The organism is Rhizobium sp. TH135 (assembly GCF_002855515.1).
GTDB lineage: Bacteria > Pseudomonadota > Alphaproteobacteria > Rhizobiales > Rhizobiaceae > Allorhizobium.
In genome coordinates this window covers 35,757-49,816 of record NZ_PKRP01000009.1, presented here as the reverse complement: position 1 = coordinate 49,816, position 14,060 = coordinate 35,757, and the positions used below count along the sequence as shown (strand labels likewise).

Here is a 14,060-nt window from a genome sequence, read left to right as displayed (position 1 = left end):
ATGCTGAAAGTCGTCAAGGAAGAGCTTGGGTTTGGGAAGGTCGCCGGCAACGAGCGGCCTATGTCCGTTCACATCCCCTATATGCGGCATGTGTCTGACACGGTCATCGGGCTCGAGAATGGAACCCTGATCAGCGTCATCAAGCTTGATGGACTGTTCTTCCAGACGGAGGACCAGGCCGAATTGAACATGCGTTCTGTTGTGCAGAACACCATGATCCGAGCACTAGGTTCGAGCCGCTATTCTCTTTGGTCGACTGTAATCCGTCGTGAGGTCGAGACCGAAACCGGCGGTTCGTTCGATTCCTCCTTCTGCGAGATCCTGAACGATCGCTATATGGACCAACTTCGCAAGAAGCGGATGTTCACGAACGAAATCTACCTGACGATCGTGCGTTCGGGCATGAAAGGGGCGCTTGGCCTCGGCGACTCGCTGAAGCGGATCTTTGAACGCTCGAACAAGGAGGCCAGGGCCCAAGCGACCCGTGAAGACGTGACCGACCTTGAAGAGCTGGTTGGGAACATCGTGAAAGAGTTGCACAAGTACGGCGCAAAGCCGCTTGGCATCACGTATCGCAAGAAATCGGACGATACCGCGAAAAAGGACATCGATGGAGAAGACGCTAAGGGCGATCCGTATTCGGAGCCCTGCGAGTTCTTCAACACGATCCTGACCTGCGGTGTGCCGCGAAAGATGCGGCTTCCGCGCATGGGAATTCGCAATTACGTCGGCACTTCACGGCTTCACTTTTCAAAGCGGACTATGCAGGCACAAGCGGCGGTGGAAGAAGACAGCCGCTATGCCGCTCTACTCTCGATCAAAGAATATCCCCCATTCACTGGTCCCGGCATGTTGGACGGGTTGCTGCAGGTGAACCACGAGTTCATCCTGACGCAGTCCTTCACCCTTGCAGACAAGCCGATTGCACAAGAGCGGATCAGTCGCCTTCAACGCCAAATCAAGGCCTCCGACGAAGCGGGTAGCTCTGTCGAGTCCGACATCGACTATGCGCTCAACAGCCTTCTTAATCAGGAGGCTGTTTTTGGATTTCATCACTTCTCGCTGCTGTGCATTTCGCGGGACCTCGACGGATTGAGCCGTTGCGTGTCGGAACTTGGCGCTTGCCTCACCGACATGAACATCAACTGGCTCCGGGAGGATCTCAATCTTGAAGCGGCGTTCTGGGCGCAGCTGCCGGGAAACCGCTCCTACATCTCCCGCATCGCCATGCTGTCAAGCGCCAACTTCTCCGGCCTTTCCTCGATGCATAATTTCGCGACTGGACAAGCGGATCGCACCCATTGGGGCCTGCCGATCACCATTCTGGAAACGACCTCACAAACCCCCTACTGGTTCAACTTCCACCGTCGCGATATCGGGCACTTCACGGTGACTGGTCCGACAGGATCCGGCAAAACCGTAGGTTTGACCTTCCTGCTGGCTCAGGCGATGCGGGTTTCACCCACGCCTCGCGCCGTGTTCTTCGACAAGGACCGGGGGGCTGAGATCTTCGTCAGGGCGATTGGCGGAGCCTACGAGGTTCTGTCTCCAGGAACACCCACGGGCTTTAACCCGCTGCAACTGGAAAACACCGGCGAGAACCGGGAATTTCTGGTCCGTCTGCTCAAGGCCATGCTGCGCGGCGATCGTCGCACCGACTTCGGCCAAGAGGACGAGGACACGCTGGAAAAGGCAATCGTCCGGATCATGCAGGAGCCGGCAGCTCAGCGGAACCTCCCGAATCTTGCCGGCCTCTTGATGGGGCGGTCCAAGGCCGATGCCAACGATCTATACTCGCGGCTTCGCCCTTGGATCGAAGGCGAAAAAGCCTGGCTGTTCAACGCGCCCCATGACGTCCTGTCCTTCTCGGGTCACAGCGTCTTTGGCTTTGATATGACCAACATCCTCGGAAACGAGGAGCTAAGAACCCCTGCGCTGATGTATCTTTACCATCGGCTGGATGAGCTGCTGGACGGTAACCCCGTCATGTTCTTCATGGATGAAGGCTGGCAGCTGTTGATGGATGACACTTTCAGCGCCTTCATTGTCGACAAGATGAAGACGATCCGAAAGCTCAACGGCATCGTGGGCTTTGGTACGCAGTCGGCTGCTGACATTACCAAATCCAAAGCGTCGCACACGCTCATTGAACAATCGGCGACCAACATCCACTTCCCGAACCCACGGGCTGACGAAGAGAGCTACATCAAGCGCTTCGGCCTGACGGTGAAGGAGTTCAAGTTCATCAAGAACACGCCTCCTGAAAAGAGAACCTTCCTGATTAAGCATGGCAACGACTCTGTCATTGCGCGTCTCGATCTGTCGACAATGCCGGATCTCGTGAAGGTGCTTTCAGGACGCAAGGAGACGATCGAGGAGTGCGCGGCACTTCGCGAGCAGTACGGAGACGAACCCGAAAACTGGTTGGCGAAATTCTGCGGATGGGAGAAGGCCGAATGAGAAACAGTCGGACTCTAACGCTGCTGGTTGCAGCCTTGGCTTGTGGAACAGCGCCCCCCGCCTCCTCGCAGGTTCCTGTTACGGATGGCGCCCTCACTTCAACAGATGCGGTGCGCAATGAAACGACGAAGCAGATCGAGGAAACAGACAGTCGCCGGCACTCCGTGAGCAAGAGCGTCACCTGCTCGATGTACCGGCCGGGGCGCGGAGGTGACGCCCCCTCGGCAGCACAAGCCAATCCGGAGATTGTCGGGCTCGTGAAGCGAGTGGCGCGTGAGGAAGGGGTAGACGAAACCCTCTTCATGTCTCTCGTCTACCAGGAGAGCCGGTTCAATCCCTGCGCAAAGTCGCCTGTCGGCGCTATGGGCTTGTCGCAACTGATGCCGGGCACAGCCAAGGATCTTGGCGTGAATCCTCACGATATCGAGGATAACCTTCGCGGCGGCGCACGCTACCTGAAGCAGCAGCTCCGCACCTTCAACGGCAATACCAACCTTGCGCTCGCCGCGTACAACGCGGGGCCAGGCAACGTCCGCAAGTATGGCGGCATCCCTCCGTTCAAGGAGACGCAGGGCTATGTCGCCGCGATCAAAGGCAAATGGATGCCTCAGTTTGGAGGCTCTGATGTTTCGAACATCCCCGAAAACTTCGGCGGAGGCACGTCGGGCTTTTCAGGTGCGAGAGACGCAACGATCAACTCAATGGCAACCAGCCAGTCGATTTCCGAAAACAGCGGGAACGTCGCGTCATGGCTTCAGCAACTCGGCCAGATGGAAAGCGGCACGATCCAAGACAGCTGGGACCACAATTCCGGCGCACGCAATGCGAACCTCGAAATGATGAACCAGGTTATCCGCCTCGGAACAACGATGGCGGAGCTTATGAATTCTCAAAATGCACTTGATGTGGGCGGGCTCTCGGGGTCTTCGCGGTCCAGCGACTACAAGCGAGACGAGGAGGAAGACGATCGCGAGGTAGCTGACCTCTGCGACAAGGAACTGCAGCTTGAGTGGAATCCGGAGGAACAGGCCTGCGTTCGAAAACTCGAACCAGAGGCTGACATGAAGCTGATGTTGAGCGCCGAATGACAAGGAGAACGGCCATGAAAAGAGCATTTCTGACTGCGTTTTCGCTAGCGATGGCGTCTACTGCGCATGCACAGGTTCCCGTGATCGACAGCGCCAACCTGAAGATTGCAACGGAAACCTCTCAGACGACCGATCAGATCCTGGATACGAACAAGGAGGTTCTGAAGACGGTAGAAGAGACGCTTAAAGCCGTCACGGGGGATCGCGGGAGCGTTTCAAATCCGATGCAGAACCTCGCCGTTGGTCAAGGGTTCAGCGTTTCTCAGATGCCGTCACTCGACAGCCTCATGCAGGGCGGAGTCCCGAACTTCGGCAGCATGAGCGGTGACATCGGCCAGATTGCCACCACCTTCATCAACGGTCTTCAGCTGGTAAAGAACTTGTCTGGCAAGGCGGACAGCACGTTCTCCGGCGACAAGTCCTACGAAGAGATGATGAAGACCGTCCTTGGAGTTGCTGCCCTAGTCACCGGCTCGCAACAGGCCGTTCAGTCGCGAACACAGGCATTCCAGCAGGCAGGTCAGCAGATCGGCCAGGCCCAAGACATCAAAGGGTCCATCGATCAGAACACGCAGCTGCAGGTTCAAACCGGTCTGACGATCAACGAGATGATTGGCGTGATGAATGGGGCGGTCGGCTCCCTGCAGGCTCAAAACCAGCGCCGCCTTGTCGACATCTCCAATACCAAGAAGGCGCTGACCTACGGTGACTAAGACATTTCGAGTGAAAGGCTTTGTGCTCCTCTCCGTTCTGGTTGCTGCCGGCGTAACTGGCTGCGCCGGTACTCCGAAAGAGAAGACTGCACCATGCAAGAGGCCGGCAAACCTCACATCCTACGCCGAGGATCCGCGACAGGAATGTGGCCCAATGACCAGCGTGAATGGCAACCCATCGGAAGCGCTAACGGCGATCGACGCCTTCGCTGCAAGCGGAAAGCAGTGACCCCATGAACTTTCTAGGCGGCCTGCTTGAGGCTCTTGAAGATGCAGGGCGGAATTTCTCGGAGCGGGCTTATGAGGTCGTTGGCGACGAGATCATGCCCTTGCTGACGCTCATGCTTATTGCCTACGTCGCCTATTACGGACTTCAACTCGTCTTGGGGACCGCGCGAGTGAGCGTCGCCGAGATCGTCGGCCGGGTCGTGCGGATGATGCTTATCGTCGCCTTCATCGATCAGTGGGGCAACTTCCAACTCTTCTTTTACGACTGGCTGAACAACACGCCGGAAGACGTGGGGCGGGCGCTCCTGACGGCTAGCAGTACCGGGATAACTGAGCCGACAGACGGCCTCTCCATGATTTGGGAGACGGCCAATGAGGCAGCAGCCGCATTCGCGGAGCAGTCAGGCTACTTCGCCATTCTCCCGGGCCTTGTAGGGTTCCTGATCATGCTGGCGGTTGGGCTGTTCATTGCCGTTGCGCTTGCCATCCTCGTGCTCGCGAAGGTGATGATGTGGGTGCTGCTTGGCACTGCACCGATCTTTATCGCCTGCCTATTGTTTGATTCCACACGCCAGTACGGAATGGCTTGGTTCCAGCAGGTTTTGACGTACGCGATCATTCCGCTCTTCGTTTACGTCGTCGCCGCCTTTCTCATCACGACCATGGACGCTGAACTGCAGAAGGTCGCAGCGGCAGCATCCGCGAACGAGATCCAGCTAGACGATATCTCGGCTTTCGTCCTGATCTGTGCGGCTGGCGCTTTTGTCCTCTTCAACATTCAAACTCTCGCCCAGGGAATTACCGGGGGCGTGGCAACGGGCGTTGGGCAGATCGCTCGATCGGTTGGCTACGCGACCGGTGTTGCACTGCCGGCACGAGCTTTGACCGCGACACGTTCTGTAGCCGGGAGGGCTGGAGAAATAGGAATGGCCGCACGCGCCAGAACCCATGCCGGCATGAGGGAAAACATCCAAAACGCCGGTGCAGCAGAAGCGATGCAAAACAGAATTACCAACAACAGTCTGCCCAACTAGGCAACTGGTGGCGGGAATTAAGGGCTAGGATACATGGCAGAGAATAACGATGCTCTCCGGAGCTATTTTCAGGATGGGGACCGTTGGGAACAAGAGATCGTCAAAAAGGCCAAACGGTCCAAGGCGTTCGCTTGGCTGATTACGCTGATCTTCGGCGGCATCACGATCCTGTCGCTCTCCGCATTGGTGATGCTCGTGCCCCTCAAGAGCTTCGAGCCGTACATTGTCGAGGTCGACAAGAACACTGGCTATATTGAGGTCAAGACAGGGCTGACCCGAACATCGAACATCACCGATCAGCAGGCGGTCACTCAGGCGAATGTCGTCCGTTACATTCGATCCCGCGAGGGCTATGATCCTTTTGCCATCGAGCAGAACTTTGGAATTGCTGCTTTGCTCTCCACCGGCGACGCAGCGCGCGACCTCCAGGCCCAATGGAGTGCCGCGAACCCTGACAATCCAGCTCGCCGGCTCGGCAAAAATAAGTCGATCACCGTCGACATAAAGTCTGTCACCTTCCCGAACACGACAACGGCGCTCGTCCGGTTCTCGACGCATGAGCGCTCTGATTCAGACGTCATCACGCGCCATTTCATCTCTATCGTTCGCTATCGCTACACGGATACGCCTGAGCGCAACGAATGGCGCTTCGAAAACCCGTTGGGCTTCCAGGTGTATGACTACCGCCGTGATCAGGAAACGGTGACCTCGGGAGGCCAGCAGTGAAATATGGCTTGCCTCTGGCGGCGTCGATCGCCGCTCTCACGATGACTCACGCCTATGCGGCGCAACAGCCGCGCCCCGGCAGTCTGGATGCGCGTGTGACCAGTGTCGTCTATCAGCCGAACAACGTCGTGAAGGTGTCTGCGACCTACGGCATCTCAACGATGATCATCTTCGACGAAGATGAGAAGTTTGAGACGATCTCGCTTGGCGACACCGACAGTTGGCAGGTTGCCCCGTCCGAAAAGGGCAACATCCTTTTCGTCAAGCCGATAGCCAAGGACGTTTCCACAAACATGAACGTGGTGACCTCAAAGAGGATCTACTTCCTTGAGCTCAACGACTATGCACCAGAAGCAGGGAAAAAGGTCTTCGGCATTCGCTTCGTTTATCCGGAGAAGAACCTGAACGAGTCTCTGCGGAAGGAGGCTGAGTTTCGGGCAGCCAACCCGAACATTTCGAGCATCGACAAAGCGAACGTCAATATTGACTACTCTTTCTCGGGCGACGCGGCGCTGAAGCCGACAATGGTCTTCGATGACGGAAAGAAGACCTTTTTCAAGTTCGGCCGAGGGACCGTGCCGGCCATTTTTGCCGTTCAATCCGACTTCTCCGAGACCCTGCGAAACTTCCGCAAGGAAGGCGAATACATCGTCGTTGACGGCGTAGCCACGCAATACACGCTCCGGGACGGAAACCAGTGGACGTGCATTTTCAACCTCCGCAAGCCGGACTTTGCAGCACCTGATCCTGACATCATGGCTCCGAAACCGGATCCTGATGCCAGCAAACGCAGGAGGAGCGGCAACTAATGAAGCGCAGCCCTGAACTCGACGCAATGGCGGCGGCCGACGAGGCCGAAATCAGCAATCGAAACGTGAAGCGCAATCAAACGGTCGGCATGGCCGCCCTTTTGCTGGCTGGCGTCTTCGCCGCGTACCTGGTGCTCGCGACGTCCGGAGAAAGCCCGCCTGAAAGCCCGCAAAGTGAGGAGGAGTTCCGTACCACGACCTTCCGGCCGCCCGGTTTCGTGCGCGATGGAGAACCCACTCCCCCACCACCCGAACAGCCTGTCTTGGAACTTCCACCTCCGCCTCCTCCGCCGCTAGCTCCGCCGGTGGACGTCACTGAATTCAACGTGCCTCCCCCGCCCGAAGTAGCTCAACCGGCGAGCGCCCCCCCGCCCGCCGAAGAGGTGTTTCCGGAGCGATTTCGGTCAAAGCTAATCACGCTTGACCAGAACCTGGGAGGATCCGCGAATGGTTCGCTCGATGGCTCGAACAGCGGCACGCCTTTGACCGTCGCTGGCGAGGATCGCAACAGCCAGTACCTGTCCTCAGCGAGTGCGATCGGTGACCGTTCCGCCAAGGCCCGGCAGATTGAGCGCATCGACGCCATGATCCCAGAGGGCACGCTGATCCCCGGCATCTTGGAAACGGCGATCGTCAGCGACCTTCCGGGCCAGGTCCGGGCCATCACATCCAAGGATGTGTACTCCTTCGATGGGCGGCGTGTCCTGATCCCAACAGGAACACGCCTGATCGGGGAATATCAGTCCGAAGTTACGCGGGGGCAGAAGCGGGTCTTTGTCGTGTGGACGAGGCTGATCCGGGATGACGGCGTGTCGGTGCGCTTGAACTCCATTGGCACGGACAGCCTCGGGCGATCGGGCCTGACGGGTCATGTCGACAACAAGTTCCGTGAGCGCTTTGGCGCATCAATCCTGCTGTCGATCGTCGGAGGCGGTGCAAGCTATCTAACCGGATACGGTAGCGACTCCAGCTCCGGAAACGATGACACTGAGCGAGGTGCTGAATTGGCGCGAGAAACGATCGCGCAGACCTTCAGCGACATGGCGAACACGGTCCTTGCCGAAAACCTGAGGATCCCGCCAACGATCAGCGTACCGCAGGGCGAGCGGATCTTTGTCTATGTTCGCCAGGACCTCGATTTCAGCGCCATGTACGACGATCCTGTCACGGAAGCGATGAAGGAGATCAAACGTGAACGTTATGGTAGGTAACACGACCGCTCATGATCCTCATTATTTCCTGAACCGGTCTCTGGAGCCCATCAGGCAATTTCTCGATGACCCGAAGGTGGTTGAGATTGCGGTGAACCGGCCAGGCCAAGTCTATGTTGAGCGCTTCGGCGCTGATCACATGGAGCATCATGAAATCGATGCTCTGACGGCACGGGAGATCGAGAACATTGGCGAGCGGGTTGCCGCAGCGACAAAGCAGTTCCTCAACGCCGCTAATCCGATCCTTAGCGCAGCACTGCCGACCGGCGAACGTATCCAGGTCGTCTTGCCGCCCGCGGCACCCGACGGTGGGTCGATCACGATCCGTAAGCAGGTTGTGCAGAATTTCTCTCTGCAGGACTATCGAGACAACGGTTCTCTCGACAAAGTCTCGGTTGCTGTCGGGGGCCTAAGCGACGTGGATCGGGAGCTGGTCGCCTATCTGCGCGCAGAGAAGATCTACGACTTCATCCATACGGCCATCACGAAGCGAGTTTCGATCCTGATCAGTGGCGGCACGTCGTCGGGAAAAACCACGTTTCTGAACGCTTGCCTCAACTCTGTAGACGTGAATGAGCGGATCCTGACGCTTGAAGATACTCGTGAGCTATTCCCACCACAGAAGAACGCGGTCCACCTGATCGCATCCAAGGGTGGGCAAGGTACCGCAAACGTGACGATTCAGAACCTCCTTGAATCGGCGCTTCGAATGCGGCCGGATCGCCTCTTTGTTGGCGAAATTCGTGGAGCTGAGGCCTTTTCATTCCTTCGCGCCATCAACACAGGCCACCCGGGCAGCATGTCGACAGTACACGCCGATACGCCGCTCGGCGCCTATGAACAGCTCGCCATGATGATGCAGCAGTCCGGCATGTCCGCCGGCTACTCCAAGCAGGATCTGATGTCCTACATCCAAATGGTCATTCCGATCGTGATCCAGCTCAGGCGGGAAGGCGGCAAGCGCGGGGTTTCCGAAATCTACTTCGCACGGGATGCATCATGAGTAAGGGGCTACAGGCCTTCTATCTGTTCTTCTGCCTGTTGATCGCATTTGCAGTCTGGATGCTGGCGTACGGGGCGGGGCTTCAGCTCTTCTACGGTGACGGTAGGATCCTCGAGGCGACAATCACCTCAAACCCATTCGCGCCAATTCAGCAGTTCTGGGCCTATAGCTCCTCCCCTTCCCTTCAAAAAGTCGCGCTCGGCTCTGTAGTGCCCGCGCTGCTCGTATCAGGCCTCATTGCTTATCTTGGGCTCAAACCTACCAGCAATCCATTGGGGGATGCAGCCTTTCAGGACCTCGCAACCCTTCGGCGCGGGAAGTGGTTTGGCAGACGAGGTCACATATTCGGCCGCATCGGGAGCAACGTCCTCCGCGCGTATGACGATCGCCACCACCTCATTATTGGCCCGACGCGATCCGGTAAGGGCGCGGGCTACGTCATCCCCAACGCTCTCATGCACGAAGGCTCTATGATCGTCACGGATCTGAAGGGCGAGGTCTACAAGGCAACCGCCGGCTATCGGAAGCGCAACGGCAGCCAGGTCTTCCTGTTCGCGCCGGGTTCCGAGACGACCAACAGCTATAATCCCTTGGATTTCGTTCGTCCGGAGCGAGGCAATCGCACGACTGACATTCAAAATATCGCCAGCATTCTTGTACCGGAAAACACCGAATCCGAGAATTCAGTTTGGCAGGCCACAGCTCAACAGGTTCTCGCCGGCGCCATCAGCTATGTTCTCGAAAGCCCCTTCTACAAAGGGCGCAGGAACCTCGGCGAGATCAACTCCTTCTTCAACAGCGGGACCGATCTGCAGGCCTTGATGAAGTACATCAAGGAGAAGGAGCCATACCTGTCGAAGTTCACGATGGAGAGTTTCAATTCCTACCTGTCTCTCTCGGATCGGGCCGCGGCCTCGGCACTGCTTGATATCCAGAAGGCGATGAGGCCGTTCAAGAACGAACGCGTTGTGGCCGCAACGAACATGACCGACATGGACCTTCGATCCATGAAGCGTCGCCCCATCACAATCTACCTTGCCCCGAACATCACCGACATCACGCTTCTTAGGCCGCTGCTGACGCTATTCGTTCAACAGGTGATGGACATACTCACACTTGAGCATGATCCCAACTCCGTGCCGGTCTATTTTCTGCTGGATGAGTTTCGCCAGCTGAAGCGCATGGACGAGATCATGACGAAGCTGCCCTATGTGGCCGGCTATAAGATCAAGCTCGCCTTCATCATCCAGGACCTGAAGAACCTGGATGAGATCTATGGTGAGACGTCCCGACATTCGCTCCTTGGCAACTGCGGCTATCAGCTCATCCTTGGTGCCAATGATCAGGCCACGGCAGAGTATGCTTCCCGCGCGCTTGGCAAGAGAACCATCCGATATCAGTCTGAATCGCGCACTATCGAGCTTATGGGCCTCCCGCGCCGAACAAAGGTCGAGCAAATTCGCGATCGGGACCTGATGATGCCGCAGGAAGTGCGCCAGATGCCCGAGAACAAGATGATCTTGCTGGTGGAGGGGCAGCGGCCAATCTTTGGAGAGAAGCTGCGCTTCTTTAAGACGCAGCCCTTCAAGGAGGCGGAGGCCTATTCTCAGACGCACATACCGACCGTTCCAACTGTCGATTACCTGCCACCTAAACTTGTTCCAGCGACCACGCCAGCATATGCCAACGCAGGCCAGGAGCAGGCTGAACAAGCGGAAGCGATAAAGCCTGCGTCTGAGGCGAAAGCGGAGGAGCCGCGGGCGCCTGTCCAGGAGGAGGCTCCGCAAGAGCCAGCGCCCTCCACCTCGCCCGCTCGCGTTGTGAATCCCTCCGCCTTGGCCAGTAAGAAGGTCAGCGCCGGGGGCACTCCGGAACCTGCAAAGGCAGCTGTGCCCGCTCCCCAAAAGCGCACAACACCTGTCTCAGAGAACGACATCGAAAAAGCGCACAATGATCGGGTTAGTCGCCTTAGGGAGGTCGTCGAACGGGAAGCCGAAGGCAAATCACCGCGCAAGAGGAAGAGCTTGGAAGAGCTATTCGCAGCGACCGTTCCTGATCCAATCATGGAACAGGCCGGTCGCTAATTCAGGTTCAGAAGGGCCAGAAGCTCGACGCGTACTGACCCGCCTCTGTTAGCCAAGCCATAGAAGCATGATACCAGCCGATCACGGTCCCGTAGACCTTGATCAGGATCGCGAGGATCCCAACGCAGACCATGCCCCACACCATCATCTTGCCGACGATATCGGCAGACTTGGGGTCGTTTACTTCCACCAGGTAGGTGTTCTGATTACCGTCCTGCATGACACTTTAGCGATCACGGTCGTCCCGATTACGCTCCCTCTGTTCAACCTGTTCACGCTCCAACTCCTCGAGACGAGGAATGTGCTGTTGCGCGGGATCAGTCCGCGTGGTCTCGCCGCCCTGCTTGGCCGCTTCCCTGTCTCTGTTTACACTTTTCTGCTGCCTCTGAGTAGCGTCCACCGTCTCAGCGAGCTGGTGAGCCTCACGCTCCGCTTGCCCGATCGGACGTTCCTCTTCCAGATCCACCCTGAGATCGCGTTGGCGATCGTCGGCAGTATCCGCTGTTATCGGCTGCTTGTTTGACTTGTTTTCGTCCCCTCGCTCTTCATTGCGTTCAATGGTCTCGATCTCCGCGCGCAGTTCCGGATCTTCGTTGGCAACATCCCGGAGATAGCCGTTTCCGGTAGCGGCGAGTTGAGCTGCATGATGAAGCGAAGCCTCAAGGCCCTTCTCATACTGCTCCCGGTTTTCGTCTCCGAGCTCGCCAGCTTCGATATGGGCGAGGCCGGAGCGATAGTGTTCCACATTTGCCATCGCATCGTGACCAGCCTCAACGACAGCCTCTCCATGCTTGGCAACAGCTGCCTCCCACTGGAGGTTAGCATTCGTCTGCTCTTGCACCTCAGATGCCGTTCTTTCCGGCGCGGCACCACTTTCTCTGGAGACGTCGCCAGCAGCGTTTCGACCATCCTGCTCATCAAGCCCACGCTCCTTCATTTCGAGCATCTGCCTGCGCAGATCGACGATCTCGCGAGCGAGGGAGGAAACCTCTTCGAAGCCTGACCGGTCCTCTGGGAGAGCGCTGCGCTGAAGGTTGAATAGAGCCGTTTCAACCGTCTTCTCGTACGCTTCGAACTCTGGGCGTGTCTGCTCGCGCATGTCCTTTGCCTCCGACAACATGTCTCTGATTGCTACCATATTGGAGCGGTAATCACCGCCGAAATCTGCATGAATGACTGCACCAGCAGGCGATTGATCCGTTTGGGCAAGGCCGTTTTCCAGATAGGAGCGATGCTGAGCGGCGTAGGCCGCAACCACTGTGTCGCCGGCGTTGACTGCAATCTTCTGCCAGGTCTCCTGCGCCTTTAGGATGTATTGGCGGCTTCTCTGGCTCGTCGCCACCACGCGCCGACCAGCTCGCTTTGCGTCATATCGCGCCTGCGCCGGATCGCTGGTGCCGACATGCTCGGTTCGACCGTCATGCTTGACGGCGCGCACCTGATTCCGCGTAAAGGCTGGCGGCGTGGCGAACTCTCGCCGATCGGTCATTTCCATATTGATGCCGTGGTCACGCGCCTTCTCGGCCATGACCACACGCCATTGCCGGAAGGTGGCCGGAGTCGTCTCGATCCGGTCGCCCGATTCCGAACGCATGGTAACGATGGCATGAGCATGAACATGGGGCCGCTTGCCCCCCTCCCCTGCTTCTTTCGGATCGCTCTCCGGATCGTGCATAGCGAAAACGTACCGATGGCCCGCAAACTGCTCAGCCAGGAAGTCGCGAACAGCTCCTTCGAAAGCGACAGCATCCGTGCCGGCACGCGCCGACATGATCACGTGCATCACGTCACGGCTCTTGCGGCTGTGCAGCTCATCCCGCCATTCCTTTTGCACCAGGTCGCCCGCAGCCTTGTCATCGGCAATCGAACGTCCCTGTTCGTCTCGAACGTCGTTCCGCTGCGCGATCAGGTCTCGCAACTTGGCAGCGCCAAATTCCACGCCGTTGCCATAGCCTGTGAACGAGAAAGCCGCGGGGGCCTCTTTCGCAACGGCGCTGGCGTGGAAACGCTCCTGAACGATGGCGGCCGCCTTCGCGTCAGCCGTCAGCCGCTCGCCCTGCCCGCTGCGCAACACAACATAGCCCTCGACCTTCAGCGATCCATCGTTTCGGGTTTCGACAGAGTAAGCGTACCGTCGATCACCAAAGCCACTGCTGAGAATGTCCCGCACCTGCTCATGCGGGTTCGAGCCGCCGGAAACGCTCACCTCGACGCTAAACGCGCCGATATCGCGGCTCTCGGTCCTGTTTTGGAAAAGGTGATCCCAATCGCCACGGAGACGCGCCAGCTCCTCACGGCCACGCAACGTCTCGCCGTTCTCGTTCTCAACCTTCAGCTCCCCCCCTCTGGAAACATAGTTGAGCATCGAGCCGACGCGGGCGCCACCACCGTAAGAAGCCAGTTTGACCACGGCGGGCTGGCTCCCTTTGGCAACGCTCGCAAGACGAACGTCCATTGATCGCATAGCACCCGAACCGGCAGTTATCGTCCTCGAAGGCGATGACATGTTGAATGCCGAAGTCCTTACCCCTCCCCTAGATCCCGACCCGCCTTTAGACATCCCAACCTGGTGCTGCAGATTCTTCAGTCTCTTCTCAAGCTCTTCCTCGACAGCGCTCCCACGGCCGCCGAGCGTCATTTCATGCAATAGCGCCGCGCGCCTTTGCTCCCATTCGCTTGTGAAAGTGCCGAAAAAGAACTCCAC

12 protein-coding genes are annotated in these 14,060 nt (G+C 57.9%); 10 read left to right on the top strand and 2 right to left on the bottom strand.

All coding sequences use genetic code 11. The annotated features are described in order from the left end of the window. Genes C0V73_RS22150 through C0V73_RS22105 form a run of 10 tightly spaced genes read left to right on the top strand, consistent with a single transcriptional unit; the run spans position 1 to position 11,356 of the window. Positions 1–2,460, top strand: coding sequence for a VirB4 family type IV secretion/conjugal transfer ATPase (locus tag C0V73_RS22150; protein ID WP_102022190.1), 2,460 nt, complete (start codon positions 1–3; stop codon positions 2,458–2,460). Continuing rightward, positions 2,457–3,548 (top strand): lytic transglycosylase domain-containing protein, encoded by a 1,092-nt coding sequence (locus C0V73_RS22145; RefSeq protein ID WP_102022189.1) that lies wholly within the window; start codon positions 2,457–2,459, stop codon positions 3,546–3,548. The genes C0V73_RS22150 and C0V73_RS22145 overlap by 4 nt, the downstream gene beginning before the upstream one ends. Before the next feature lie 14 nt (positions 3,549–3,562). Further along, the gene (locus tag C0V73_RS22140; RefSeq protein WP_102022188.1) at positions 3,563–4,261 is read left to right on the top strand and encodes a type IV secretion system protein; all 699 of its coding nucleotides are present in this window, start codon (positions 3,563–3,565) and stop codon (positions 4,259–4,261) included. Continuing rightward, positions 4,254–4,490, top strand: a complete 237-nt coding sequence (locus C0V73_RS23360; RefSeq protein WP_102022187.1) for a hypothetical protein — start codon at positions 4,254–4,256, stop codon at positions 4,488–4,490. Before C0V73_RS22140 ends, C0V73_RS23360 begins: the two co-directional genes overlap by 8 nt. 4 nt (positions 4,491–4,494) lie before the next feature. Beyond that, entirely contained in the window at positions 4,495–5,523 is a 1,029-nt protein-coding gene (locus C0V73_RS22130; RefSeq protein ID WP_102022186.1) for a type IV secretion system protein, read from the top strand. Between the two features lie 33 nt (positions 5,524–5,556). Beyond that, positions 5,557–6,249 (top strand): type IV secretion system protein, encoded by a 693-nt coding sequence (locus tag C0V73_RS22125; protein ID WP_037093755.1) that lies wholly within the window; start codon positions 5,557–5,559, stop codon positions 6,247–6,249. Then, complete coding sequence (gene virB9 / locus C0V73_RS22120; RefSeq protein ID WP_127625913.1) at positions 6,246–7,058, top strand: P-type conjugative transfer protein VirB9; 813 nt, start codon at positions 6,246–6,248, stop codon at positions 7,056–7,058. The genes C0V73_RS22125 and virB9 overlap by 4 nt, the downstream gene beginning before the upstream one ends. Next, positions 7,058–8,269 carry a type IV secretion system protein VirB10 gene (virB10, locus tag C0V73_RS22115; RefSeq protein ID WP_102022185.1) on the top strand — a complete coding sequence of 404 codons (1,212 nt, stop codon included), beginning with the start codon at positions 7,058–7,060 and terminating at the stop codon, positions 8,267–8,269. Before virB9 ends, virB10 begins: the two co-directional genes overlap by 1 nt. Then, positions 8,250–9,272 (top strand): P-type DNA transfer ATPase VirB11, encoded by a 1,023-nt coding sequence (virB11, locus tag C0V73_RS22110; protein ID WP_102022184.1) that lies wholly within the window; start codon positions 8,250–8,252, stop codon positions 9,270–9,272. Before virB10 ends, virB11 begins: the two co-directional genes overlap by 20 nt. Then, entirely contained in the window at positions 9,269–11,356 is a 2,088-nt protein-coding gene (locus C0V73_RS22105; protein ID WP_102022183.1) for a type IV secretory system conjugative DNA transfer family protein, read from the top strand. Before virB11 ends, C0V73_RS22105 begins: the two co-directional genes overlap by 4 nt. Positions 11,357–11,363: 7 nt before the next feature. Here the strand turns inward: C0V73_RS22105 and C0V73_RS22100 are convergent, their stop codons facing one another. Further along, positions 11,364–11,576 carry a hypothetical protein gene (locus C0V73_RS22100; RefSeq protein ID WP_102022182.1) on the bottom strand — a complete coding sequence of 71 codons (213 nt, stop codon included), beginning with the start codon at positions 11,574–11,576 and terminating at the stop codon, positions 11,364–11,366. A gap of 6 nt (positions 11,577–11,582) precedes the next feature. Continuing rightward, positions 11,583–14,060, bottom strand: a complete 2,478-nt coding sequence (locus tag C0V73_RS22095) for a conjugal transfer protein TraA (RefSeq protein ID WP_102022181.1) — start codon at positions 14,058–14,060, stop codon at positions 11,583–11,585.